This is a genomic window from Halohasta sp. A2 (genome assembly GCF_056175805.1).
Map to the genome: position 1 here is coordinate 66,571 of NZ_JAQFWV010000002.1, position 24,234 is coordinate 90,804.

Annotated in this window: 22 protein-coding genes and 1 tRNA gene; 10 read left to right on the forward strand and 13 right to left on the reverse strand. The window is 59.5% G+C overall.

Annotated features, from left to right (window positions below; translation table 11 throughout):
- Nucleotides 1-20: 20 nt before the first annotated feature.
- Entirely contained in the window at nt 21-1,004 is a 984-nt protein-coding gene (locus O2S87_RS01190) for an ABC transporter ATP-binding protein (protein ID WP_475406971.1), read from the forward strand.
- Nucleotides 1,001-1,816: an ABC transporter permease subunit gene (locus O2S87_RS01195; protein ID WP_475406972.1), complete on the forward strand. Its 816-nt coding sequence runs from the start codon at nt 1,001-1,003 to the stop codon at nt 1,814-1,816. The genes O2S87_RS01190 and O2S87_RS01195 overlap by 4 nt, the downstream gene beginning before the upstream one ends.
- A gap of 26 nt (nt 1,817-1,842) precedes the next feature.
- Here the strand turns inward: O2S87_RS01195 and ligA are convergent, their stop codons facing one another.
- Nucleotides 1,843-3,942: an NAD-dependent DNA ligase LigA gene (ligA, locus tag O2S87_RS01200; protein ID WP_475406973.1), complete on the reverse strand. Its 2,100-nt coding sequence runs from the start codon at nt 3,940-3,942 to the stop codon at nt 1,843-1,845.
- Between the two features lie 189 nt (nt 3,943-4,131).
- Here ligA and O2S87_RS01205 point away from each other — a divergent pair, with 189 nt between their 5' ends.
- Nucleotides 4,132-5,808: a sensor histidine kinase gene (locus O2S87_RS01205; protein ID WP_475406974.1), complete on the forward strand. Its 1,677-nt coding sequence runs from the start codon at nt 4,132-4,134 to the stop codon at nt 5,806-5,808.
- A gap of 215 nt (nt 5,809-6,023) precedes the next feature.
- Here O2S87_RS01205 and O2S87_RS01210 read toward each other — a convergent pair whose 3' ends face one another.
- From O2S87_RS01210 to O2S87_RS01235, 6 genes are all read right to left on the reverse strand, one after another.
- Nucleotides 6,024-6,704 (reverse strand): type IV pilin domain-containing protein, encoded by a 681-nt coding sequence (locus tag O2S87_RS01210; protein ID WP_475406975.1) that lies wholly within the window; start codon nt 6,702-6,704, stop codon nt 6,024-6,026.
- A 361-nt stretch (nt 6,705-7,065) separates the two neighbouring features.
- Nucleotides 7,066-7,458 (reverse strand): cupin domain-containing protein, encoded by a 393-nt coding sequence (locus O2S87_RS01215; protein WP_475406976.1) that lies wholly within the window; start codon nt 7,456-7,458, stop codon nt 7,066-7,068.
- Nucleotides 7,459-7,651: 193 nt separating this feature from the next.
- A complete protein-coding gene (locus O2S87_RS01220) occupies nt 7,652-7,978 on the reverse strand; it encodes a hypothetical protein (RefSeq protein ID WP_475406977.1) in 327 nt (108 codons plus the stop codon).
- Between the two features lie 90 nt (nt 7,979-8,068).
- Nucleotides 8,069-8,635 carry a hypothetical protein gene (locus tag O2S87_RS01225; protein ID WP_475406978.1) on the reverse strand — a complete coding sequence of 189 codons (567 nt, stop codon included), beginning with the start codon at nt 8,633-8,635 and terminating at the stop codon, nt 8,069-8,071.
- Between the two features lie 337 nt (nt 8,636-8,972).
- Nucleotides 8,973-9,221, reverse strand: a complete 249-nt coding sequence (locus tag O2S87_RS01230; RefSeq protein ID WP_475406979.1) for a hypothetical protein — start codon at nt 9,219-9,221, stop codon at nt 8,973-8,975.
- 136 nt (nt 9,222-9,357) lie between these two features.
- Entirely contained in the window at nt 9,358-10,470 is a 1,113-nt protein-coding gene (locus O2S87_RS01235; protein ID WP_475406980.1) for a pyridoxal-phosphate-dependent aminotransferase family protein, read from the reverse strand.
- 111 nt (nt 10,471-10,581) lie between these two features.
- Between O2S87_RS01235 and O2S87_RS01240 the strand changes: the two genes are divergently transcribed.
- The 3 genes from O2S87_RS01240 to O2S87_RS01250 all read left to right on the forward strand — a co-directional run bounded on the left by O2S87_RS01240 (nt 10,582) and on the right by O2S87_RS01250 (nt 13,917).
- Nucleotides 10,582-13,005, forward strand: coding sequence for an ATP-dependent DNA helicase (locus O2S87_RS01240; protein WP_475406981.1), 2,424 nt, complete (start codon nt 10,582-10,584; stop codon nt 13,003-13,005).
- A gap of 14 nt (nt 13,006-13,019) precedes the next feature.
- Nucleotides 13,020-13,508: a KEOPS complex subunit Cgi121 gene (gene cgi121 / locus O2S87_RS01245; protein WP_475406982.1), complete on the forward strand. Its 489-nt coding sequence runs from the start codon at nt 13,020-13,022 to the stop codon at nt 13,506-13,508.
- Between the two features lie 211 nt (nt 13,509-13,719).
- Complete coding sequence (locus O2S87_RS01250; RefSeq protein ID WP_475406983.1) at nt 13,720-13,917, forward strand: hypothetical protein; 198 nt, start codon at nt 13,720-13,722, stop codon at nt 13,915-13,917.
- A 62-nt stretch (nt 13,918-13,979) separates the two neighbouring features.
- Here O2S87_RS01250 and O2S87_RS01255 read toward each other — a convergent pair.
- A tRNA-Gln gene (locus O2S87_RS01255) sits at nt 13,980-14,052 on the reverse strand.
- A gap of 136 nt (nt 14,053-14,188) precedes the next feature.
- Here O2S87_RS01255 and O2S87_RS01260 point away from each other — a divergent pair.
- The gene (locus tag O2S87_RS01260) at nt 14,189-14,782 is read left to right on the forward strand and encodes an IMP cyclohydrolase (RefSeq protein WP_475406984.1); all 594 of its coding nucleotides are present in this window, start codon (nt 14,189-14,191) and stop codon (nt 14,780-14,782) included.
- A gap of 45 nt (nt 14,783-14,827) precedes the next feature.
- Nucleotides 14,828-15,511 (forward strand): metallophosphoesterase family protein, encoded by a 684-nt coding sequence (locus O2S87_RS01265; protein WP_475406985.1) that lies wholly within the window; start codon nt 14,828-14,830, stop codon nt 15,509-15,511.
- Nucleotides 15,512-15,551: 40 nt separating this feature from the next.
- Here O2S87_RS01265 and O2S87_RS01270 read toward each other — a convergent pair whose 3' ends face one another.
- From O2S87_RS01270 to O2S87_RS01285, 4 genes are all read right to left on the reverse strand, one after another.
- Complete coding sequence (locus O2S87_RS01270) at nt 15,552-16,730, reverse strand: aspartate kinase (RefSeq protein WP_475406986.1); 1,179 nt, start codon at nt 16,728-16,730, stop codon at nt 15,552-15,554.
- Nucleotides 16,731-16,891: 161 nt separating this feature from the next.
- A complete protein-coding gene (locus O2S87_RS01275) occupies nt 16,892-17,551 on the reverse strand; it encodes an OapC/ArvC family zinc-ribbon domain-containing protein (RefSeq protein ID WP_475406987.1) in 660 nt (219 codons plus the stop codon).
- A 4-nt stretch (nt 17,552-17,555) separates the two neighbouring features.
- Complete coding sequence (locus tag O2S87_RS01280; protein ID WP_475406988.1) at nt 17,556-17,942, reverse strand: DUF2073 domain-containing protein; 387 nt, start codon at nt 17,940-17,942, stop codon at nt 17,556-17,558.
- Entirely contained in the window at nt 17,942-18,583 is a 642-nt protein-coding gene (locus O2S87_RS01285) for an Era-like GTP-binding protein (RefSeq protein WP_475406989.1), read from the reverse strand. Before O2S87_RS01285 ends, O2S87_RS01280 begins: the two co-directional genes overlap by 1 nt.
- Before the next feature lie 941 nt (nt 18,584-19,524).
- Here O2S87_RS01285 and O2S87_RS01290 point away from each other — a divergent pair.
- Nucleotides 19,525-21,306 carry a Cdc6/Cdc18 family protein gene (locus O2S87_RS01290; protein ID WP_475406990.1) on the forward strand — a complete coding sequence of 594 codons (1,782 nt, stop codon included), beginning with the start codon at nt 19,525-19,527 and terminating at the stop codon, nt 21,304-21,306.
- Between the two features lie 16 nt (nt 21,307-21,322).
- On the opposite strand, the gene O2S87_RS01295 is transcribed toward O2S87_RS01290, so the two are convergent.
- Nucleotides 21,323-22,231 (reverse strand): S26 family signal peptidase, encoded by a 909-nt coding sequence (locus O2S87_RS01295; RefSeq protein ID WP_475406991.1) that lies wholly within the window; start codon nt 22,229-22,231, stop codon nt 21,323-21,325.
- A gap of 378 nt (nt 22,232-22,609) precedes the next feature.
- On the opposite strand from O2S87_RS01295, the gene O2S87_RS01300 reads away from it, so the two are divergent.
- Nucleotides 22,610-24,208, forward strand: a complete 1,599-nt coding sequence (locus tag O2S87_RS01300) for a DNA-directed DNA polymerase II small subunit (protein ID WP_475406992.1) — start codon at nt 22,610-22,612, stop codon at nt 24,206-24,208.
- Nucleotides 24,209-24,234 lie beyond the last annotated feature (26 nt).

Consider the following 24,234-nt stretch of genomic DNA (forward strand, 5'->3'; position numbering starts at 1 on the left):
GCGAAGCAACTCGGAGGTACATGTCAGCGATACAGCTCTCCAACGTCACAAAGCAGTTCGACGACGTCGTCGCCGTCCGTGATTTGGATCTCACCGTGGAGTCGGGCGAGATCTACGGCTTTCTCGGGCCGAACGGCGCGGGAAAGTCGACGACGATCAACATGCTCTTGGACTTCGTCCGGCCAACCGAGGGCACCATCCGAGTGCTCGGCGAGACGGTCGCCGACAACAGCGTCGACATCCGTCAACGGATCGGTGTGCTCCCCGAAGGGTTCGACGTCTATTCACGGCTGTCGGGCCGCAAACACATCGAGTTCGCTATCGACTCCAAGGAGGTCGACGACGACGCCGACGCAATTCTCGAACGCGTTGGGCTGGCTGATGCGGCCGACCGCAACGCCGGCGGCTACTCGAAAGGAATGCGCCAGCGGCTCGTGCTCGGAATGGCGCTCGTCGGCGAGCCCGAACTGTTGATTCTCGACGAGCCCTCGTCGGGGCTCGATCCTGGTGGGGCCAAAGAGATGCGCGAGATTGTCGAAACCGAAGCCGACCGTGGGGCGACAGTCTTCTTTTCGAGCCACGTGCTCGGCCAGGTCGAGGCCGTCTGCGACCGAGTCGGTATTCTCCACGAAGGCGAACTCGTAACCGAAGACAGCATCGGGGGGCTTCGCGAGGAGGTCGGCACCGAAGAAACACTGATTTTGACCGTCGACGACGCCACCGACGACGATCTGGACGCCGTGCGGACGATCAGCGGCGTTTCGGGCGCGGCCGTCGACGGGAACGTGGTCACGGTGTCGTGTGAGCCGGACGTCAAAACCGATGTGATCTCGACACTCAGCGCGGCTGGCATCGAAATTCAGGACATCGAAACCGAGTCGACGTCGCTCGAAGAGCTGTTCTTGTCGTACACCGACGGCGAGGGTGTCGTCGAGAAGAACGACGGCCAATCCGTGTCCACCGAACCCCAAGAGGCCTCGGCCGCACCGGAGGGGCGCCAATGAGCTGGTTCGTCGTCGCCCGCAAGGATTTCGAGGACTCGATCCGCTCACGCTGGCTGCTCGGGCTCACGGTGCTGTTTATCGGGCTCATCACGCTTTTCGCATTGAATCTTCGTTCTCCGACTGGAGGGGAAACGATCAGCACGAACGCATTTCTGGGAGGAGGGTTTGTTCGAATACTTGCAGGGACGCTGATCCCCTTCATCGCGGTTGTGATCGCCTACAGTGCCGTGATAGGCGAACGTGAGTCAGGATCGCTCAAACTTATGCTGTCACTGCCGCACTCCCGTGCTGACGTCGTCGTGGGGAAGGTTGTTGGTCTCGCCACGGCGCTGTCGACGGCGATCGTCGTCGGTTTCGTGCTTCCAGCAATTATCTTGGCGGTCGGGCCGCTCTCGCTCGATATCGTGAGCTACGTTGGCTACACCCTGTTAGTCGCGTTGTTAGTCTCAGTGTTCGTCGCCATTGCCGTTGGCTGGTCAGCGGTCGCACCCAGCCAGCGGATCGCAGTCGGCGGTGCAATTGGACTCTACTTCCTATTCGTTCCGGTCTGGGCCCTGATCCGGACTACACTGCCGTTCACGCTGAGGTCGCTGCCCGACTGGGTGCCGTTGAGCCCACAGCAGGTCTACGAACTCATCTTGGTCATTAATCCAGCCAGTGGCTTCGAGATCCTCTCGGGAGCGCTTTTGGGAGGAGAGTTACTCAGCGGGAGTAACGCCGACCTCCAACTACAGGCGCTGGTGATGATGCTCGGTTGGCTGGTTCTGATGCCGTTGATTGGCCTGCTCTTTTTTGAACGCAGAGACCTCTAACCCACTGGTGGCTTGCTGCTGTCAGTCTATGCAGCAGGCGGCCACTCGATACCACGGTCGGCGAGCAAACGAGCGAATTCGGTTTCGTCGACCACCTCGACGTCGTTGTCGGCCGCATCGTCCTGTTTTCGCTGCCCGGGGTTCTCGCCGATGACGAGATAGTCGGTGTTGCCCGAAACGCTCCCGGTCGCGTTCGCGCCGTGGGACTCGACGAGATCCTGTGCCTCACTCCGCGAGGTCGACAACGAGCCTGTGAAGACGAACGTGAGACCAGCGAGGTCCTCGGCGACCTCGTCGGTGTCGACCGACTGGGGCTCGACACCTGCGGCAAGCAGGTCATCGAGCGCCGCGCGGTTCTCCTCGTTGTCGAAAAACTCCCGAATCTTGTGGGCAACGATCGGGCCGACGTCGTCGACGGCCTCCAACTCGCCGGAGTTCGCATCTATAAGCGCCTCCAGCGAGCCGAACTCGCGAGCGAGGGCAGTCGCGGTCGAACCGCCGACTTCAGGGATCGACAGCGCCGTCAGGAACGAATCGAGCGGCGGCTCGCGGGCGGCGTTGATCTCGTCTATGAGGTTCCGAGCGCTCGTCTCGCCCCACCCCTCCAGCGCGGCGAGTTCGTCGCGGTCGAGCCGGTAGAGGTCCGCCAAAGAGTCCACTAGTCCGGCCTCACGGAGTTGGCCGATGCGTTCGGGACCAAGCCCCTCGATATCGAGCCCGCCGCGGCTAACATAGTGTTCGATCGCGCGTTCGAGTTGCGACTCACACGCGAGGCCGCCGGTACAGAACGCCAGCGGGCCATCGCGTTCGACCGGACTGCCGCAGACCGGACAGCGGTCGGGGAACGCAAACGTGGAGTCACCGTCGGCCTCGACGACCTCCTCGATGTAGGGGATGACGTCGCCCGCCCGGAGCACCCGGACGGTGTCGCCGACGTCGACGCCCAGCGACTCGATCTCGCCGGGGTTGTGGAGCGTCGCCCGCGAGACGGTGACGCCGCCGACCTGGACCGGCTCCAGAAGAGCCACTGGCGTCATCCGGCCGGTTCGGCCGACCTGGACGACGATGTCGGTGATCCGTGTCACCTCCGTGCGGGCTGGGAACTTGTATGCGAACGCTGACCGGGTAGCCCGTGAAGTGGTTCCGAGCGCCTCGCAGGCGTCGATATTGTTGACCTTGATGACGACGCCGTCGATTTCGTAGTTCAGACTCTCGCGGTCGGCCATCAACGCGTCGCGGTAGTCGATTGCTTCGTCGATATCGTCGGCCCCTTTGGCACGGTCGTCGACGTTGAACCCCCACTCGCCGAACGCCTGCAGTTCGTCCCACTGGGTGGCTGGCCGCTGGCGCTCGGCGTCCTCGTAGGCCATAATGCCGTAGAAAAAGCAGTCGAGTGGTCGGGAGGCGACGACCGAGGGGTCGAGTTGGCGGATCGTCCCCGCGGTGGCGTTCCGCGGGTTGGCGAACGGGTCGTCACCGCGTTCGACACGGGTGGCGTTGAGTTGGCGAAAGCCGTCTTTCGGCATGAATACCTCGCCGCGGACCGCCAGGAAGTCGGGGTAGTCGCCGCGGAGTCGCTGGGGGATCGACCGAATCCGTCGAACCTGGGCGGTCACGTCGTCACCCTTGCGGCCGTCGCCGCGGGTTGCCGCCCGAACGAGTCGACCCTGTTTATAAACGGCCTCCAGCGAGATGCCGTCGAACTTGGGTTCGCAGACGTAGCCCTGCGGATCGTGGCCATCGGCACGAAGCTCCCGGCGAACCCGCTCGTCGAACTCACGGACGTCGGTCGCCTCGCCGCTTTGGTCGATCGAGAGCATTGGGGCAGTGTGTTCGACCGTCTGGAGTTCGTCGACCGGCTCGCCACCGACGCGCTGTGTCGGGCTGTCACGTTCGACGAGGTTGAACTCGGCTTCGAGATCCTCGAGGCGCGCAAAAAGGAGGTCGTAGCGCCGGTCGGCGATCAGTGGCTCGGCCTCGATGTAGTAGCGGTGGTCGTGTTCGCGGATCGCCTCGCGAAGCAGCTCGACCTGGCGTTCGGCCTCGGCGGCCGAAAGCGATTCGACCGGCTCGAAATCGGTCGGTGGATCGTGAATATACGGGTTCGAGTTGTCGACGCGACTCATTGGTAGGGCTTCTGTCTGATACCCCAAAAGCCATCTGGGTCGACGAACGGTGTCGAAAAGTCGACCGGGGCAATACATCAACTGGTCAACGGCGATCGGCGAACAGTGAATGGGAGACCGCACGCCAATTATCAAATATAAATACCTGACCGGTACTGTTTATACTTTCACTGGAATTTACTGAGGATAATGAATGAGGCCCTTTTGAGTCTCGGTATCGTCGGACTTGTTGGGCTTGGAGTTCTCACGAGTGGGCTGTTGGCGATCTACTCGTGGTCACGGATCTCACACCCGATTTCGACGTCCTACGCCGTACTGATGAGCGCAGATGCCGTGTGGGCCGGCAGCTATTTGCTGATGATTCTCAGCAGTGGTGGAGTGCTCTTGGAGCTCGGAATCATCGTCAAGGCGCTGGGTTCGGTGCTCGCTGGCGTCGCATGGCTGTTGTTCGTCAGCGAGTACACCGGTGACAGCGAGTGGATTCCAGCGTGGTTCTGGTGGCTGATCACGGCCGAGGCCACTGCGTTCGGCCTACTGGTAGCGGTCAATCCACGATCGTTGGTGCTCACCGAGGTCGAACTCGTCGAGTTCGGCCAGTTTACTTTCGCAGCTGAAACCGCAGGGATCCTTACCGAACTCCAACTGCTGTTTAGTGTCGGGCTCGTGGTTGGGTCGCTGGTTCTTTTGGGCCGGTTTTTCATCCAGTCACGAAGCGTCTACCGCTACCAGGCGCTGATTATCCTCCTGATCGGGACGCTAGTTGCAACCTCGGCGACGGTGTTCGTCAGCGGGTCGGCGATCGTCTCGTTCGTCGACCCGACACCGATTCTGTTCAATCTCCAGGCGCTCGGTGTGGGATGGGCGCTGTACCGCTACGACTTCCTGAAGGTGGCCCCGGTGATCGTTACGCGGTTCTTCCGTGATATGAGCGATCCAGTATTGCTCGTCGACAGCGCGTTTACGGTCGCCGACTACAACGGGGCCGCCGACCGGCTGATCGACGGACTCAAACCACACCAATCGATCTCGGCGATCGACGACGAGGTGTTCAGCCGAACACTCGAAACCGCCATCAGAACCGGTAAAACAGATATCGAGTACACGAATCGGCGCGAGCGCCGAACGTACGATGTCGAAGTGACCGCCGTGACCGATCAGTTCGATGTCGACCAGGGGTACGTTGTCGTCCTGCGGGATATCACCGACCGCAAGCGACGCGAGCGACGGCTCGAAGAGCAAAACGAGCGCCTGGCGGAGTTCAGCAGCATCATCTCGCACGACCTGCGGAATCCGCTGTCGACCGCCACCGGCTGGACCGAGCTGATCGACCGACGGCTGTCTGAAGAGCCGCCAGACATCGATGGTGCTACCGAAGCCGTGAAAATGTTGGTCGAGTCTCACGAACGGATGGACGAACTCATCGACGTGTTGTTGACGATGGCGCAAGAGGGCCAGACGGTCGACGAAACGACGTCCGTCTCACTTGACGACTCGGCGGCTGAAGCCTGGGCGACCGCCGCAACCGGGAGCATGGAGCTGGTCGTCGACACCGAGCGGACGGTCGAGGCAGACCGGGCCAGACTGCGACAGGCGCTCGAAAACCTCTTTCGCAACGCAGCCGACCACGGCGACGCCTCGACAGTCACCGTGACCGATATCCCCGACGGCTTCGCAGTCGAAGACGACGGCGAGGGGATCGGCGTCGACGAACGCAACGAGCTGTTCGAGTTCGGGTACACGACCGACGAGAAGGGAACCGGAATCGGGCTGGCGGTCGTCAAGCGGATTATCGAGGCCCACGGCTGGCGGATCGGCGTCGACGAAAGCCAACAGGGTGGGGCGCGATTCGAGATTACGACAATATAAACCAGTAAGTGTGTGAATCGTCACGGACAGGAATCGTATCATCGTGTGGTGTCGACGTCATCAACTTATTACGTCGACAGCAAGCCGAATACCCCTTGTCGGCAGCCAGAAGCACGAAATGGGTTCGCAATCAGCGATGTGATGATAAGCAGTGTGATCGGTTAGACAATCGGCTGCTGGTAGGTCATCAAAACGAAAGGGAGTTGTTCGATAGATTACTCGATTTCTTCTTCGTAGAGTGTCTGACTCTGATCGCCGGACCTCCAGATGACACTGACCGTTTGACCCTGTTGGAGTTTGACGCTCTCGTCACTGATATAATCATCATTTATTTTAATATTGTGTTCTTCTGGATCGGCGTTGTAGGCAACCTCGTGAAGGTCGACGCCAGGTGGAGTGGGCGACATATCCCGTCTTTCGAGTTTTTTGTGTGCGGAGACGACGCGTAAATCATCTCCGGTACTCACGGTTTCGGTGTTCCATCCGGCAACAGTCAGAATCGGATTGGAGCGATCTTCGGTATCCGAGTAGATCGATCGTTTCTCCAGTTCGTCTTCATTCTGATAGACAGCGGGATTGTCGATGGCGTTGTATGCCGGATCCCCGTCGACGCTCACACGGATATGACGCGAATCGATCTGTTCGCCACCGGCGTGCGTGATCGTTACTACTTTCCAATCGTCAGTATCCCCAGCCCCGTCGGTTATTTCGTATCCATCTTGCGACTCGACATCGAACTCCGTTTGCGGTGGAGTCTCGCTTGCCGAGTCGGTCACCCCCAATATACTCGACCCAACGACCGCCGCAAGAATCACCGTCACCGCCACCATCAGAATCACCCCGATTACAGAACTCACGCCCGAGTTGTCGTCGAATAGTGCTCGTCGTTGATCCATGTGACGAACATGACCAACGGTCAACTATTTAATACTTGGGCCAAATTATCGGTTTGTATAAAAACAAGTCTAATTGCGTGTACAGTCGTCACTCGCTGTCGACTACTCGAATACGCGAGACGTTCTCCGAGAGCAGACCACGAAACAGCGTTTCATACACCGGCCTCAAGGGATGGCTATGAATCAGTCGAAGACGGGATGTCGACGATGCCTGACTCACCACCGAGCGCCGCTTACAGGTCAGCGACGTCTTCGATCGCGTCGGTGAGTTCTGTGATTGAGTCAATTGTGATGGAGGTCTCAGCGACTCACGGAATATGGGGCTATCGACTCGCCGACCGGGATGGGAACAGGCTGTCGTTCAGGCCGACTGCTCCATGTTGGTTCGCACCTGTTCGATAACGTCGCCGTGTTCGTGCTGCGGGCTAAACAGCACGAAGTCGGTGTCTTCGTCGGCCCGGAGCGTGTGGCCGGGCGGCCAGTAGAACATGTCCCCGGTCGTGTCGACCTCTTCGCTGCCGTCGCTGTAGGTGACCGTCAGCGCGCCGTCGACGATGTACCCCCAGTGGGGCGACTGGCAGCGGTCGTCTTCGAGGCCATCGAGGAGTGCGGTGATGTCGGTTCCCGCTGCGAGGGTGAAATACTCCGCGGCGAGCGGGCCGTAGTCGGTTGTGTCGCCGAAGTCGGGTTGGTGGCAGGCGACAGCAGCCGGGGTGTCGATCCGGACAGGAATGTCTTCTTTAGCGATGTTCATTGGGTCCTCCGGACGTGCTCTCCGTCTTGGCCTCGCGTTCCGACCGACAGCACACTGAGCACACCGGTCAAACGTTTGCTGCATGCAGTATTAGATGTTAACATACAGCACGAACAGTGAGTGTCAGATCGGTGTGGGAGAGTCGCAATTCGATCGACCGGCAGACAGTCGACCAGCGGACTGTCAGTACGGCCTACAGCACGCGGAGCCGGTAGCCCTCGGCGACCGTCTCGTCGGTCACCCGGTCGGCCTCGACTGCGGCGTCGAGCAGGTCGTCGACGAACGACTTGGGCACCTCGACGCTGATGAAATCGGGTCCCTCCCGCGCCGTCGTGAGGCGGGCCATTGTCCGGCTGGTGCCGTCGTCGTTGTAGATGCTGCCGACGCGCTCGCCGTCACGGCGGAATCGGAGGGTCACGTCGGTCGGCTCGATCTCGTCGAAGGCCACCTCGAAGACCCGATCGTCGCTTTCGACCCGCGCGAGCATGCGGCCGTCGCGTTCGGTCACGAGCTGCTTCATACACCGGATAGGGGCTCTACTCGAATAACTCGAGGGTTGGTCACTCCCGGCGTCATGTCGACCCCGGTGTTCGGAGCACACAGCCAGCACTCAGGACAGCGTTCGTGTGCGTTCGTAGATCGACCCGCCGAGCGCACCAAGCGGCAGCGTCAGCCAGAGCGTATAGATGGATGGCACGATTCCCCGTATCACGACAGTGGTGAGGAATTCACTGAAGAGTTCCAAAATAGTCGACAGCCCGAGGAGTTGTCCCGGGTCTTGGAGGACGCTCGAAATCATCGTGAGGCCACCGACAAGGAGGCATCCGACCAGATAGCTCAGCCCCGTCGCGAGCAGTCCGGCAACGGGGCCGAGCCACGAGCGTTCAGTCGAGGCCACCCGCCACACGAGGACGCCCGAGACGAACGCCGATGGGACGAAGACGGGGATCGCTGCCGCAGCAGTCTGTACGGCATACACACCGACGGGGTAGTTACCGTAGCTGAAGGAGAACGGCCCGAAAGTCGTCACTTCTGAGACAATGGGGATCTGACCGATGAGAATGAACAGCACGGCCGCACCCACCGAGGTAGTCGACATCGCATACCCCGCACCGACCCCTCGGCGGTCGGCATACGGCAGTCGATCGGGTCCGTACTGCTTGCAGACGGCGGCCATACGCGAAATAGGGATGGGTGGTATCATAAGTGGGTTGTCATCTATTAAGGGCAATCGGGGCAGGGGTCTGCGCCGTATAGTTAGGTATTGTGTGATAATTCACATAATCGTGTTGGTGTGGTCGACGGACCGACGAGACCGAGCAGTTGGTTCCCATAGTGACGAATTAAAACACCGCATAGGTACGATGGTTAGCAGTCGACTGTAGTCTGCGATAGGTAGAGGCCGAGTCTGTCACAGTCCTACAATTGGGATAAAAATCTACCGTCGACGCTCCGACCCAGTACACAAGCCACGAGGTCGACCGAAAGTTAGCGGGGAGGTGGGCGGCCGAAAGTTAGCTGAGTGGTGTCGACACAGTTCGTGTGCGTTCGTAGATGGAACCGCCAAGCGCGCCGAGCGGCAGCGTCACCCGGAACGTGAATATGAAGGCGACGACTCCGGCAACCGGTGCGAGATAAACGACACCGGTTACGAATTCGACCCCCGTCGACAGTGTGCGGAGTTGGCTGGGGTCCTGAACGATGGTCTGAACGACCAGCACGACGTAGGTGACGAAGCTACCGACCGCATAGGTAAGGCCCATGGCTGCCAGTCCAGCTACGGGGCCGAACCGCGACAACTCGGCGGAAAAACTTCGGCGCTCGCAGTCTTACATATAAAACAGATGCAGAAAATCACCCGTCGACACACTACCACCAAACGCCGCTTATAAATCTGATTTATAGGTCAGCGACGTCTTCGATGGCGTCAGTCAGCTCTTTGATCGACTCGACGTCGTGTTCACCCATGTGACCGATGCGGAACGTCTTCTCGCCCAGTTGGGAGCCGTAGCCGTTCGAGAAGGCCATATCGTACTCCTCGTTGATCGTCTCAATGGTCTCGGCGACGTCGATCCCCTGGGTGTTCTCGATACAGGCGACCGTCTTCGATTCGTACCCTTCTTCGGGGAACATGGCGAAGTGTTCGTTGGCCCAGTCTTGAACGTATTCGGCCATCTCCGTGTGGCGCTGAGCGCGACCCTCGTGGGTCTCTTCGAGCATGTACTTCATCTGCTTGCGGTACGCAAGCATGATCGGGATGGCGGGCGTCGAGTGGGTCTGGCCCTTCCGGTCGTAGTAGTCCAGACAGCGCTGGAAGCCGCCGTACCACGAGGCTTCGTCCTTTTCGAGCTCTCGTTCGTAGGCCTCGTCGGTGACAACACAGATTGCGAGTCCCGGTGGCATGGCAAAGGCCTTCTGTGTTGAGGCGAAGATCACGTCGATTCCGTGTTCATCGATGTCGACGTAGTCGCCGCCGAGACACGACACCGCGTCGACCACAAAGTAGGTGTCGGGATACTCGTCGACCACGTCGCCGATCTCCTCGACGGGATTGCGGACGCCGGTCGAACTCTCGTTCATGACGCAGGCGACCACGTCGTAATGTTTGTCGCTGGTTTCGAGTTCCTCGCGGATGTCCTCGGGTTTGATCGCCTGGCCCCACTCGTATTCGAGCCGGTCGACGTTCTTACCGAGGCGTTCGGCGACGTTGGCGTGGCGCTCGCTGAAGCTGCCGCAGGTCGGGACGAGAATGTTCTCGTCGACGAGGTTGAGCGTCGAGGCCTCCCAGAACTCGGTGCCCGAGCCAGTGAGGATGATGACGTTGTTCTCGGTGCCGAGGAACTCCTTGGTGTCCTCGACGATGGTCGTATAGAGGTCAGTCATGCGGTCCATCCGGTGGCCGAACATGGGTTGGGCCATCTCATCGATGACGTCCTCCCGTACTTCGGTCGGGCCGGGGATGTACAGCGTCTTGTCTCGATAGTCGTCGGTATACTCCTGTTTTTTCGTCACGAAATCCACCTTGTGGCTATCTATCGGCAGCGAGAGGCCATGGTAGTTTTGATACGGTCCTGGAGCCCGATGTCCGACAATTTAAACCCCGGCACCCGGCAACAAGGAGTAATGAAGCCAGCCGAGATCCCCGGACTGCCGCCGGGGGTCGACGACCAACTCGCAGGCGAGGGGATCGAGGAACTGTATCCGCCCCAAGCCGAGGCCGTCGAGGCAGGGCTGACAGAAGGCAACAGCCTCGTCGCCTCGGTGCCGACCGCCAGCGGCAAGACGCTGATCGCCGAGTTGGCCATGCTGTCGGCGATCCAGCGCGGCGGCAAGGCCCTCTACATCGTCCCGTTGCGGGCACTTGCCAGCGAGAAGAAGACGGAATTCGAACGCTGGGAGGAGTATGGCATCTCGGTGGGCGTCTCCACGGGAAACTACGACTCCAGCGGCGAATGGCTCGCCAGCCGTGACATCATCGTTGCCACGAGCGAGAAGGTCGACTCGCTCGTCCGCAACAACGCCGCGTGGATCGACCAGCTTTCGTGTGTCGTCGCCGACGAGGTGCATCTGGTCGACGACCGAAATCGGGGCCCGACCCTCGAAGTCACGCTTGCCAAACTCCGCCGGATCAATCCAGGACTCCAGGTCGTCGCGCTCTCGGCGACGGTCGGCAACGCCAGCGAGATAGCCGACTGGCTCGATGCCGAGTTGGTCCACTCGGAGTGGCGACCGATCGACCTCCGGATGGGCGTCCATTTCGGCAACGCGATCAACTTCGACGATGGGAGCCAACGGGAGGTTCCCGTCGAACGCAGCCAGCGCAAAACCGAGGCACTCGTCGACGACACCCTCGATGAAGGCGGGTCGACGCTCGTCTTCGTCAACTCCCGACGGAACGCCGAGTCGGCCGCGAAACGCCAGGGCGGCGTGGTTGGGCGTCGACTGGATGGCGACGAAAAAGTCGAACTCCGAGAACTCGCCGAGGAGATCCGTGGGATCTCCGACACCGAAACGAGCGACGATCTGGCCGACTGCATCGAAAACGGCGCGGCATTTCACCATGCGGGGCTCGCCTCCCAGCACCGAACCCTCGTCGAGGACGCGTTTCGTGATCGGCTGTTGAAGGTGATCTGTGCCACCCCGACGCTGGCGGCGGGGGTCAACACGCCAAGTCGACGGGTGATCGTCCGCGACTGGCGGCGCTACGACAGCGAGTTCGGCGGCATGAAACCGCTCGACGTACTCGAAATCCACCAGATGTGTGGGCGGGCGGGCAGACCGGGGCTCGACCCCTACGGCGAGGCTGTCCTGCTGGCCAAAAACGCCGACACGATGGACGAACTCTTCGAGCGCTACATCTGGGCCGACCCCGAGCCCGTGCGCTCGAAACTGGCCGCCGAGCCAGCCCTGCGGACCCACCTACTGGCGACGATCGCCTCCGGCTTTGCCAACAGCCGCGAGAGTTTGTTGGAGTTCCTGGATGCGACGCTGTACGCCACCCAGGCCGGTGACGACGGCTATCTGTCGACGGTGACAGACACCGTCCTTGGCTATCTGGAGGCCAACGGCTTCATCGAGCGCGACGAGGGGACGATTCGGGCGACGAACATCGGCCACACGGTCTCGCGGCTGTATCTCGATCCGATGAGCGCCGCCGAGATCATCGACGGACTCCGGTACGCCGAAGAGAACCGTGGCGAGGCGTCGACCAGTGAGCCTCAGCGAGCGCGACCGGCTGCGGATGCGAGAGAGACCGACGGGTTCGTCTCGGCGAGTGAACTCCAGACTGGAGACGAACCCGAGGACGAGTCGGCCGATGATTCGTCGACCGACACTGGAGAACCAGCCCAGCCGACGCCGCTGGGGCTCTACCACCTCGTGAGCCGAACGCCGGATATGTACGAGCTCTACTTGAAATCGGGAGACCGCGAGAAATACACGGAACTCTGCTACGAACTCGAATCGGAGTTCCTGGGCCGAGTGCCCTCGGAGTACGAAGACGTGGCGTTCGAAAGCTGGCTGTCGGCGCTCAAAACAGCCAGACTGCTCGACGACTGGGCCAGCGAGGTCGACGAAGACCGAATCACCGAGCGCTACGGCGTCGGGCCGGGCGACATTCGAGGCAAGGTCGACACCGCCGAGTGGCTGTTGGGCGCGGCCGAGCAGTTGGCCGGGACGCTCGAACTGTCGTCGACAGTCGCGGTCCGTGAGGCGAAAAAGCGGATCGAGTACGGGGTTCGCGAGGAGTTGATCGATCTGGCGGGCGTGCGGAACGTCGGCCGGAAACGTGCTCGGCGGCTGTTTGAAGCCGGAATCGAAAGCCGGGCGGACCTTCGGGAGGCCGACAAAGGCGTCGTACTGGGGGCACTTCGGGGTCGACAAAAAACCGCCGAGAAGATCCTCACAAACGTCGGTCGGGAGGACCCCTCGCTGGAGGACGTAGAGGCAGTCGAAACCGAGACGGCGGCCATCGCACGAGACGAGAGCGGCGGGTCCGAATCGGGTGGCGAGAGTGACGGCGACCAAGCGAGTTTGGGAGATTTCTAATGGAGCGTAGATAAATGAGAATCGTCGACGGACATGCCGAAATAGCGGATCTAGATGTGTTTTTGAGCGAGATTAGTCGGATCAGTGAGGAAACAGGCTCAACGGTTCAGTTTTTTAACGCTGACTACGTGGCAGGCGAACGCCACCTGCGGCGGGCCGCCGAGTTGGCGAGGCGGGCGGTCGACCGCGGGACGACGATTGCCCGCGATCCGGCGGTCGAACTCCTGGTGTATGCGGCCGGTCGGCGACAGATCGATCGGGCACTCGAAATGGGGGTCGACGAGGGGGCGATGGCGGTCGTTGGGGTCGTCGATGGCGGCGACGAGGAGGCGGCGGCAACAGCGGTCGAGACGTTGTTAGAATCAGCCGACCCCGTTAAGAGGGGGCGTAGGGAGACACTAACACGTTTTTTCGACATTGGCGAAGCGGAGTTGGCAGTCGTCGACGGCGATCTCGAATCGGTCGTGCTCGAACGTGTCGCACTGCTTGCAGTCGACCAGTAATCCCGGAGACGGCTTGTACGAACCCCCGTGTTTCGACTGGAGAAATACCTGATCCGGTGAAATTCAGGGAGAAGTAATAAAACGCACTACCAGATGTCGTATCCTCGTTTAGAGAGACCAAGGCAAAAAATGGTACCACAACAGGTCACGACGCGAGTTCCAACCTCTGCCACGCCAAGTGATATAAGTGCTAAGCAAAAATTCAATTAATATGAAAATAAAACCGATATGGATTATGATGGGCGGAATTATGTCAATTGTATCGATAATAGCAGTATTAACAGTATCAGTTGAATTATTTCCAGATGTAACGGATTATGAATTCTTGAAGTACATAATAGTAGGTTCACTGTTGTTGACTGTCGTAGCAGTTTTTGGACTTCTGGAACTTTCTATGAGCAAGTCCTGAGATTTCACCGTTACGTCTATAGTTCAAACCGGATCGAAGTAGGATTAGAACGTCAGAAGTGATAGTTCCACCAGGATTCGAACCTGGGTCGTTGCCCCCAGAAGGCAACAGGATTGGCCACTACCCCATGGAACTCTTGCAACCAAATCAAGCGGGTGAGTTTACAAAACCGTGTCGGTTCGACAGTCGACTGTGTCGCCGACCCACGGTTTGGTGCCACGACGGTCGCCGAATCAGCACCTATTTGGCTGCCAGCGAGCCACATCCCAGTATGTACATCGGACGCTTCATCGTCGTTGGACCGGGAGTCGGAGCCTACCGCGTCTCGTCGCGCTCGTTTCCGAACCGCCAAATCGTCGACCGCGAAGGCCTGCTCACGGTCGGGCCAACCCCCGACGCCCCCAAAACCGACAACCCGTACGTCGCGTACAACTGCGTACGGACGGTCGATGGCCCGGCCACCGACGGCGAAGTAGCGGTCGTCGGCAACGGTTCGCACGTCGATCCAATCGCGGAGAAACTCAATCTGGGCTACCCACCGCGCGATGCGCTCGCTGCGAGCCTGCTCGCGCTCGATTACGAAAAGGACGACTACAACACGCCGCGAATCGCGGGTGTTGTCGCCGAAGATGAGGCGTATATCGGCACGGTGCGACACGATGCACTGCTCGTCGAGCGCGTGACCGAGCCAACACTCGTGGCGACGTACGAGGAAAACAGCCCGACGCCGTTCGAACTGGCGGCGACGGATACCGCCGGTGCTGCGGCTGAGGTTTATGACGCCGAGTACGAACACGCGGTCTGTGCGGCCGGTGTGACCGTCGACGCCGACGGCGTTACGTACGCAATCGAAAACGGCGAGTAAGAAAACGTCCGAACCGATTTATGGCTCTCGGTCGACACAACAGCCATGCGCTACGGTATCATCTCCGACGTTCACGGGAACCTCCCGGCACTGAACGCGGTCTCCGAGGCGATGGGCCCGGTCGACCGACTCGTCTGTGCCGGTGACGTCGTGGGCTACAACCCGTGGCCAGCCGACTGTGTCGAGCGGATTCGGGCGATGGATGCGGTGACCGTCCAGGGAAACCACGACCGGGCGGTCGCGTCGGCGAGCGGCTCGCGACTGAATACGATGGCCAAAGCTGGCGTCGACTACACCTGCGAGCAGTTGGACGACGAGGTGATCGAATGGCTCGGCTCGCTGCCGACCGAGCAGTTCGTCGCGGATGGTCGAATTCACGTCGTTCACGGCCATCCCGACGACCCGGATCGGTACACCTACCCATCGGAGTTTTCAGCGTCGATGCTTCGAGACGGTGTCGACGTTTTGATTCTCGGCCACACCCACGTCCAAGGAATGCGGCAGTTCGACGAGGGAATCGTACTCAACCCCGGCAGCGTCGGCCAGCCGCGCGACGGAAACCCGGAGGCAGCGTTTGCCGTCCTCAATCTCGATGCGGATGGGGATGGGCCGAACGAACCAATGGTCGAACTGCATCGCGTCGACTATGACATCGATCAGGTGATCGACGCTGTCGAGTCAGCCGGGCTCCCGAAACGGATCGGAAATCGTCTTCGAGCAGGTCGCTGAGCCTGTCGAAACAGTTTGCTATTCCGAAAAAACCAGTCAGTTAGATCTGGTCTTGGACGATTTCGAGCGTTGCCTCGCGGTCTTCCCAGTCGACAAAGAGCGCAACCGAGGTCGCACTGGTGATTACATCGAGGAGATTGATTCCGGCATCCGACAGCGGTGTGAGGACCTCTTTGATCACACCCGGTCGGTTGGGGAGTTCACCTCCAGTGACGCGGATAACCGCAATTCCGTCTTCGACAGTGACGCTCGAGAGTGTGGTTCCGCTGACGACCTCTTCGTGGAGCACGGCCTCGGCCTTCTTGGCGACCGATTCATTGACGTAGAAGGTGATCGAGTCCATCCCGCTGGCGACCGCGTCGATGTTAATGTTGGCCCCGCGCAGTGCCTGTGAGAGCTCCGCGAGAATTCCGGGGCTGTTTCGAATCGCCCGCCCGGCGACCGTCATACAGGACAGCGGCTGTTCTTGCATATCGATCAGGTTCTCGAACTGGCCCTCGATCTGGGTGCCACCCGTAAGCAGGTCGCCGTGCTGGTAGTGGACGACCCGGACACCGAGGTGCTCGTCCTTGTATGAAAGCGCACTGGGGGCGACGACTTCCGCACCGCGGAACGAGAGATTGCGCAGTTCGTCGACCGAGATCCGACCCACGTTCCGCGCGCCTTCGACAACGCGTGGATCGCCGGTCATGACCCCCTCGACGTCCGTGACAATCACGACCTCGTCGGCGTCCATGTAGTTGCCGAGCATAACGGCAGTGGTATCGGAGCCACCGCGGCCGAGCGTCGTGATTTCTCCCTCGGCATTCTGGGCCAGAAAGCCCGTGATGACCGGAACAACGCCATCGAGTTTGCCGGCGAGCGCGGCCGCACGGCGTTTGGTCTCCTCGACGTCGACCTCGCCGAGGTCGTTGGTGATAATCGGCCACTCCTCGGTGCCGGGTTCAAGAAACAGCGCGTCGACGCCGCGGGCCGACAGCGCGGCTTTGAGCATGCGGACGCTCGTCCGTTCGCCCATCGAGACAATCTCCGCACGGTCGGCGTCCGAGGCTTCGAAGTTGATCTCGTCGAGCAGGTCGTCAGTGGTCGAGCCCATCGCGCTGGCGACGACCGCGATCTGGTGGCCCGCCTCGATGGCGTGAGCGATCGAGTCGGCCGCACGGTTGATTCGGTCGCCGCTTCCCAGACTCGTTCCGCCGAATTTGGCGACTACACGCATAGGGTAGCCCTCCAGCAGGCAGATCCGGCAGTCGACCAATCGCATGTGAGTAGCACGTCGTCGGTAAACATGGACGGTCCTTACATGGGGACCTGCATAACGTTGTTCACTTCGAGAATGGTCTCTACGGAGACGTTTCGAACGGAGTATATGAAGAGACGCTAGGAATCGCCCCAGCTGTCGGGGACTTCGATCACGTAGCGGCCGTCTTCACGAAGCGAGATGATGTACTCGTCACGGTCGTACAGCTCCATGAGATTCAGTTCGTACTGCCCGGGGCTGACGATACGGATGCTTTCGAACTGGTCGTTGAGTTCCTTTCTGAGTTCATCGAGGTTCGACCTGCCCGACTGGTCGTCTTCGGTATCGGACTCCGTGTCGACTGCTGTTTGTGCGGATTCATCCTGTTCGTCGACTGCGTCAGCCGACGAATTCGCAGTCGATTCAGGTGACGAATCACGCTCGGGTGTCGATGAATCAGCCTGCGGGCCCATCGAGCCAGCTGCGGTCAGTTCAGACGGTGAGATGATATCCGAACGTGCATCCGACTGGGCGGGCGCTTCGCCCGTGGACTCTTGCTGTTGGTTGGCCCCAGCGGTCCGTCGCGGGGAGTCGACGCCCTCCGTTTCCGGTGGAGATCCGGCCGATGGGCTGGTGGTCGGTTGGCTATCGGCCGACCGAGTCGTGGCCGATTGGCTGTCGGTTTCGACACCGGCCGGTTTGAACTGGAACTTGTTGCCGCCACAGTCGGGGCATCCCGAAAGCATCTCTTTCGAGCCGTCAGCAAAGACGTGGCCGCAGTTGGTACACTGGTGTGGCATCGGGTTATTTCCGCGAAACCAGCGCGCTGATGAGCTGTTCGTCCTTGTGGAGCGTTTCGATCTGGTTGGCCGGGCCGATCACGGTCAACTTCTTGGTCGACTCGCGTCCCATGAGGCGGTCGAGAATGCTCTGATTGCCCGCTTCGGCGCGGGGGTAGCTCTCGATTTCGATTCCCGAGAAATCGTCGGGGCTGATCTCGGTCATCGTCACTTCGATCAGTTTTGACTCCTCGTCAGGCGAGAGTCCGTCTTCGAGAATGACGATGTTTCCCTCTCGGACGCCATCGAGAATCAGTCGAATTTTCTCCATGCTTCGGAGCCCGGCCATTCGCGAGCCACTGATCAGGTCGATCTGCACACCGGAATCCGAGTTGGGCGTTGTTTCGGGCATTATCCGAAGTACTCCGCTATTTTGTCGTACACTTCGTCCATGTTGCTGCCTTCGAGCGCCGAGAGCGGCACCGTCTCGTGCTGCGGGAACGCGTCTGCGACACGCTGGACGTTCGAGTCTTCGAGATCGGTTTTGTTCGCAAAGATGAGTACCGGGAGCTCTCGGCTCTCGATGATCCCGATCAGCATCGTGTTCACCTGTGTGAACGGATCGGTCGACGAGTCGAGCACGTAGATGACGCCGTCGACGTCCTCGCGAAGCCAGTGCATGGCTTCGGCGACACCTTCGGTCGCCTCTCGCGAGCGACGGATGGCGTCGTCTTTTTCCATGTCGTGGTCGAGAAACTCCTTGTAGTCGACCTTGGTGGTGACACCGGGCGTGTCGACGATGTCGATGGTGACCGAGTGGCCATTACGCTCGATGTCGACGCCCTCCTTGCGGCGGGCCCGGCGAGTTTCGTGTGGAACGTGGCTTTCGGGACCGATCGCGTCGCCAGTCCAGTCGCGTGCAATACGGTTCGCAAGAGTCGTCTTGCCAGCGTTTGGTGGTCCGTAGATGCCGATTCGCTTCGGCTCCTCGGTTGCAAACAGCCGGTCGGTGACCCGTGAAACGCTGTCTTTGAGATTTGTGAGCAGACCCATAGTGAGCTCCCGCACCCCCTGCAGTCGCGCGGCCAGAGGAGCGTATGCAGGATTGTGACCACCGTGAACACTTAAGCACTGCGTCAGACGGAATACACTCGTTCCGTTGTTACGGGGTCTACCGACAGTTTCTGCACGGCTCACGGAGTTCTACAGACTCTAACGGACAGTTGTCGACACCTAACTGTCTCGATATCGGGAAGACGGGAGTAGATGTCCGATGTGTTGCTTACGTAGATGTCCGATGTGTTGCTTACGTAGATGTCCGATCTGTTGCTTACAACGAAACACGAAGCCAGTCAGCCTACGTGTATGTTAGATTACACGGTGTGCCCCCCACCCCTTCGTTTCCACTGGAGACGCCCGAAAGGGTGGGGTGGGGTCGACACGGAGTATCTATAAACAAGAATCTTTATATCCAAAGTTGTTTAACCACACCCGTATAGCAGTAAGAACGGTTACTTGTGTTGTTCTTTGTGTTTGGTTAAACTAGAGTAGTGTTTAGGAACCGACTAGTTAGAGTTGCGGATCCGACTCGGCCACACCTGTTCGTGAGTTCCACCCGAAACAAAGGGGTGGGGGCCTACACACGAGTATCACCCCATCACGACAGTGTTCCGGACAATCCAGCGTGAATGAATGCAAATCACACAGTCGCCTCTGTGAACAGTCCTACTGATCGACTGCCGATTGCCGAACCAACCCTGAGGTTTTTCAGTACTTTCCAGCATGGAGTGATTCCCAGCACGTCGACGAACGCGATACATACCTCACGCCTGGACCAAAGGGAGAACGTTTTTGTAGTCGCTCTTCCTCTGCTTCGTCTGCATCAATTGGACGAGTCGCTGTCCAGCTATCGAGCGGAACCCGCCGATGTACGGTTCCTGTGGTCGGTTTGATACAGCACGCGTCCCAGGTTCCACCTGAAACAAAGGGGTAGTATGACGAAGGAACACACCGAATCGGAGCCCAACTCCACCGACGACACCGAGGAGTCGACAGCTGCCAGAGATCGATCCACACCGTCGACCGACCTCGATTTCGACAGCATGTTCGACGACTCGACCGCCGAAAGCCAAGGACTGTTCGACGATCTACTGGCGAGCGAGCCGATTTTCGAGAACAAAGAGGTGCTCCGACCCTCCTACACACCCCACGAACTCCCGCACCGCACCGATCAAATCAACCAGATGGCGACGATTCTCGTCTCGGCACTTCGGGGCGATACCCCCTCGAACATCCTCATCTACGGGAAAACCGGGACCGGCAAAACCGCGAGTGCGAAGTTCGTCAGCCAGGAACTCGAATCGACCTCGAAGAAGTTCGATGTCCCCTGTGAGGTCGAGTACATCAACTGCGAGGTCACCGACACCCAGTATCGAGTGCTTGCCCAACTGGCGAACAAGTTCATCGACAAGAACGTCGACCGGATCGAATCGAAGATCGAAACGCTACGGGAGGTGCGTGCGTACATCGGCGCTTCGGAGGTTGCTCGCTCTGAGACATCGACTCGCGAGGAATCGGATTTCGACAATCAATCAACCGATGAGTCACCGACCACCGAGTCACCGATCAACGAATCACCAACCAACGAGTCTACGACTGGTGAGTCTACGCCTGGCGAATCAACACGTGGCGAACCATCGCCCGGCGAAAATTCACCTGACGGGTCGACGTCTGATGAGTCGGCGTCTGAGTCGATACCCAATGAATCACAAACGAGATCCGACGACCCTTCAGCGGACAATGAAATCGTTACACTCGCGCGCGAGTACGACGATACCAACGCGGTCGACGAGGAGATAGACTCGCTTACGGCCGACGCCGAGGAGCTCGAACACGTTCCGATGACGGGATGGCCCACCGATCGGGTGTACACCACGTTTTTCGAGGCCGTCGACTACCACGAGCGCGTGGTCGTCATTATGCTCGACGAGATCGACAAACTCGTCGAGAAAAGCGGCGACGACACCCTCTACAACCTCTCGCGGATGAACTCCGAGCTCACAAACTCCCGAATCTCGATCATGGGTATCTCGAACGATCTCAAGTTCACCGACTTCCTCGATCCGCGCGTCAAATCCTCACTCGGCGAAGAGGAGATCGTCTTTCCACCGTACGACGCCACACAGCTCCGGGATATCCTCCAACACCGTGCCGACGTCGCGTTCAAACCCGAAGCACTCACCTCGGACGTGATTCCACTCTGTGCAGCGTTTGCTGCGCAGGAACACGGTGATGCCCGCCGAGCGCTCGACCTTCTCCGGACAGCGGGCGAACTCGCCGAACGGAGTCAGGCAGACCTCGTCGAGGAGACACACGTCCGTCAGGCACAGGACAAGATCGAACTCGATCGGGTTGTCGAAGTCGTCCGAACGCTCCCGACCCAGAGCAAGATCGTCCTCTTTTCGATTATTATTCTGGAAAAAAAGGGCGTCCACAACATCAACACCGGTGAAGTGTTCAACATTTATAAACGGCTCTGCGAGGAGATCGACGCCGATGTGCTCACCCAGCGCCGGGTCACCGATCTCATCAGCGAACTCGATATGCTCGGGATCGTAAACGCGGTCGTTGTTTCGAAGGGTCGGTACGGCCGTACCAAGGAGATGAACCTCTCGGTCCCACTCGACGAGACCGAGGCTGTGTTGCTGTCGGATTCCCGGCTGGGTGACATCGAAGACATCCAGCCGTTCGTTCAGGCCCGTTTCGACAACGAATAACCGGTCGTCGACCGATCTATCGTCGACCAACCGTGTAGGCACTGGCCGCACCGATCACACCGAGACCGAGCGGAAGCAGTGGACCGACGCTCGCCGCCCCGGTCAGTGCAAGCCGAATGTAGCCGATGTATGGGAGTCGGAACTGGGCGGTTCCGGTGATCCACCCGGGTTTGACAACCGGGGCGATACCGTTTGCCTGGTCGTACTGACTGTTGCTGTTCTGGTTGTCCCCTTTCGTGATGTACCCCGCGTGTGGGGCTGGACAGTTGTTGAGCTCGTCGCAGCTGTCCGCATCCATATACTCCGGGTTCGCTTGATCGTGCCAGTTTTCACCCTCTTCGACGTAGAAATGCGCGCGATGGATGATCGGCGGCCCCGTCGACTGAGGGTTATCATACACGACCACACTCCCCTCGCCATTGAACGATCGATCACCGTTCTCTGGTACTGACGCGGCAGTCGCGATCCCCGTTTCGTCTGCCGTCTCTCCGGTGAACCGCCCCGGTTCGCTGACGAATATTAGGTCGTATTTGTTGATGTTCGGCTCCATGCTTTCGCTTTCGACTGCCACCAACGGCGGCCACACACCACTGAGACTGAACAGTAACAACCCGATCGCTAGCACGATTCCAACACTGAAAAGTACTTCACGAAGAAGCAAGAGCGGTCCGTCCTCGGCGGTTCGAAACCGCTGCCATGCCGACTCGTTCGACTCCGAACGGGGCTGTCGAGAGGGTGCTCGATCGTCGACCGTCGAGTCGGGTACTGACGATGAGTTGTCACCGACCGTTGAGCCGTCTGTTGCTACTGACTGATCGTGTGGTTGCTCGTCGGAACCGATCGCAGCATCCGACTCGGACTGTCGATCCACCGTTGACTCTCCGGACTCATCGTCGTCCGGTGGTCGACGATCCCCTGAATTCATTGTCGCAGTATTCGACTGGCCCGTGTTTGAACCTTCTGGGTGATTTCCCCGTTACGTCTTGTGATTTCATGGATAGATACGCCGTTTCAGCCTATTATGGTGGCTTACTGCGTACGGTTATGCAACGTTTACTCATCCGCTACGCAAAGTAGGTACTCCCTACTAATACGAAATCCGGCCAGTATCCGTGTCAATTCATCGGCTGTCTTTGATGTGCTGCTCAACAGCCAAATTCATCGGCTGTCTTTGATGTGCTGCTCAACAGCCAAATTCATCGGCTGTCTTTGATGTGCTGCTCAACAGCCAGATCGTAGCCACGCGATAGACAACGGCTGGGTGTTCGGCATGCTTTTGGCCTGAGCCATCTCACACCTGGGTGTGCCATTAGAGACGCCGTCTCGGATCGTGCAAGCGCTCGCCAAACGAGGGTATAATGCCGAACGGGAAGCGATCACGCTTCTGGCCAGCGCTGATGATCCAGCCGCCGCCCTCGATGCAGTCGTCGAGTCGACTCCTGACGACGCACTCCGGGTGACTGCAGCCCAGGTTCGACAAACACTGGATACAGATCCTCCGCTCGCTGATCCAGCTGGCGTCTCCACGAACTCACAAGTAACTGACAGTACCGTTTCAACTCTACAGGAAAACAGCACAAACCAACAGACGAACGTCGACTCTCCAGTTGAAACGGGCGGGTATTCGGCAGCCGTCACGTCGACTGACACCACCAGCGAGTCATCGGCGAGCTCGCCCACCACAGCCGGTCGCACCCCACAGCCCGCCGACATCAGCGGCGATATCACCGGTCAGAGTACCGGGACCGGAGAGTACAAGCAGTTCGTCACGACGTTTCGGGACCGATACGAGCGGTTGTCGAAACTCCTCGCTGGTCGAGTCAACCACCGCCCGGCCTCGGCGATTCAGTCGATGGCAGGTGGTAGCGAGGCCGAGATGATCGGGTTGGTCAACGATATTCGGTCGACCGCCAGCGGTCACTGGCTGATCGAACTCGAAGACACCACGGGGACGTTTCCGGTGCTCGTCATGAAAGACCGTGAGATCGCCTCGATGGTCGACGACCTCTTGATGGACGAGTGTATCGCCGTCCAGGGGACGCTCGCCGACGACAGCGGGATCATGTTCGTCGACTCGCTTTTCGTTCCCGATGTCCCCCGGACGTTCCGGCCGTCGACGGCCGACCGACACGTCCAGGCCGCCCTGATTTCGGACGTCCACGTCGGCAGCCAGGAGTTCATGGCCGATGCGTGGAACCGCTTTGCCGACTGGCTTCATACCGAGGAAGCCGAACACGTCGAGTATTTGCTCATTGCGGGCGATATGGTCGAGGGCGTCGGCGTCTACCCGAACCAGGACGAAGAGTTGGATATCATCGACATTTTCGATCAGTACGAGGCCTTCTCGGAGCATCTCAAGGCCGTTCCCGGCGATATGGAGATCGTGATGATCCCCGGCAACCACGACGCGGTCCGACTCGCCGAACCCCAACCCGGCTTCGACGAGGAGCTTCGAACCATCATGTCGGCTCACGACTGCCGCATTACGGGCAACCCGTCGACGGTCACCATCGAAGGTGTTTCGGTCCTCATGTACCACGGCGTCTCGCTCGACGAGGTGATCGCCGAACTCCCGGCCGACAAGGCCAGCTACGACGAGCCACACAAAGCGATGTACCAGCTGCTTAAAAAGCGACACGTCGCGCCACAGTACGGCGGCCGAATGCGGCTTGCACCCGAAACGAAGGACTACTTAGTTATCGACGACGTCCCGGATATCTTCCACACGGGCCACGTCCACAAACTCGGCTGGGGGAAGTACCACAACGTTCTCGCCGTCAACAGCGGCTGTTGGCAGGCCCAAACCGAGTTCCAGAAGAAAGTCAACATCGACCCCGACGTGGCTCACGCGCCCATCGTCGACCTCGATACACTCAGTATGACCGTCAGAAAGTTCGCCTAACTCGTTTTTCGGCAAAAAGCGCCCAG

Excerpts from the sequence above, each read along its gene's own strand:
- O2S87_RS01285 (WP_475406989.1), bottom strand. The coding sequence starts at position 18,583 with ATGGGTCTGCTCACAAATCTCAAAGACAGCGTTTCACGGGTCACCGAC.
- O2S87_RS01240 (WP_475406981.1), top strand. The coding sequence starts at position 10,582 with ATGAAGCCAGCCGAGATCCCCGGACTGCCGCCGGGGGTCGACGACCAA.
- O2S87_RS01210 (WP_475406975.1), bottom strand. The coding sequence starts at position 6,704 with ATGGATCAACGACGAGCACTATTCGACGACAACTCGGGCGTGAGTTCT.
- O2S87_RS01275 (WP_475406987.1), bottom strand. The coding sequence starts at position 17,551 with ATGCCACACCAGTGTACCAACTGCGGCCACGTCTTTGCTGACGGCTCG.
- O2S87_RS01220 (WP_475406977.1), bottom strand. The coding sequence starts at position 7,978 with ATGAAGCAGCTCGTGACCGAACGCGACGGCCGCATGCTCGCGCGGGTC.
- O2S87_RS01230 (WP_475406979.1), bottom strand. The coding sequence starts at position 9,221 with ATGGGCCTTACCTATGCGGTCGGTAGCTTCGTCACCTACGTCGTGCTG.
- O2S87_RS01225 (WP_475406978.1), bottom strand. The coding sequence starts at position 8,635 with ATGGCCGCCGTCTGCAAGCAGTACGGACCCGATCGACTGCCGTATGCC.
- O2S87_RS01270 (WP_475406986.1), bottom strand. The coding sequence starts at position 16,730 with ATGCGTGTAGTCGCCAAATTCGGCGGAACGAGTCTGGGAAGCGGCGAC.
- O2S87_RS01265 (WP_475406985.1), top strand. The coding sequence starts at position 14,828 with ATGCGCTACGGTATCATCTCCGACGTTCACGGGAACCTCCCGGCACTG.
- O2S87_RS01290 (WP_475406990.1), top strand. The coding sequence starts at position 19,525 with ATGACGAAGGAACACACCGAATCGGAGCCCAACTCCACCGACGACACC.
- O2S87_RS01195 (WP_475406972.1), top strand. The coding sequence starts at position 1,001 with ATGAGCTGGTTCGTCGTCGCCCGCAAGGATTTCGAGGACTCGATCCGC.
- O2S87_RS01295 (WP_475406991.1), bottom strand. The coding sequence starts at position 22,231 with ATGAATTCAGGGGATCGTCGACCACCGGACGACGATGAGTCCGGAGAG.
- O2S87_RS01260 (WP_475406984.1), top strand. The coding sequence starts at position 14,189 with ATGTACATCGGACGCTTCATCGTCGTTGGACCGGGAGTCGGAGCCTAC.
- O2S87_RS01205 (WP_475406974.1), top strand. The coding sequence starts at position 4,132 with ATGAATGAGGCCCTTTTGAGTCTCGGTATCGTCGGACTTGTTGGGCTT.
- O2S87_RS01280 (WP_475406988.1), bottom strand. The coding sequence starts at position 17,942 with ATGCCCGAAACAACGCCCAACTCGGATTCCGGTGTGCAGATCGACCTG.
- O2S87_RS01250 (WP_475406983.1), top strand. The coding sequence starts at position 13,720 with ATGAAAATAAAACCGATATGGATTATGATGGGCGGAATTATGTCAATT.
- cgi121 (WP_475406982.1), top strand. The coding sequence starts at position 13,020 with ATGAGAATCGTCGACGGACATGCCGAAATAGCGGATCTAGATGTGTTT.
- O2S87_RS01190 (WP_475406971.1), top strand. The coding sequence starts at position 21 with ATGTCAGCGATACAGCTCTCCAACGTCACAAAGCAGTTCGACGACGTC.
- ligA (WP_475406973.1), bottom strand. The coding sequence starts at position 3,942 with ATGAGTCGCGTCGACAACTCGAACCCGTATATTCACGATCCACCGACC.
- O2S87_RS01215 (WP_475406976.1), bottom strand. The coding sequence starts at position 7,458 with ATGAACATCGCTAAAGAAGACATTCCTGTCCGGATCGACACCCCGGCT.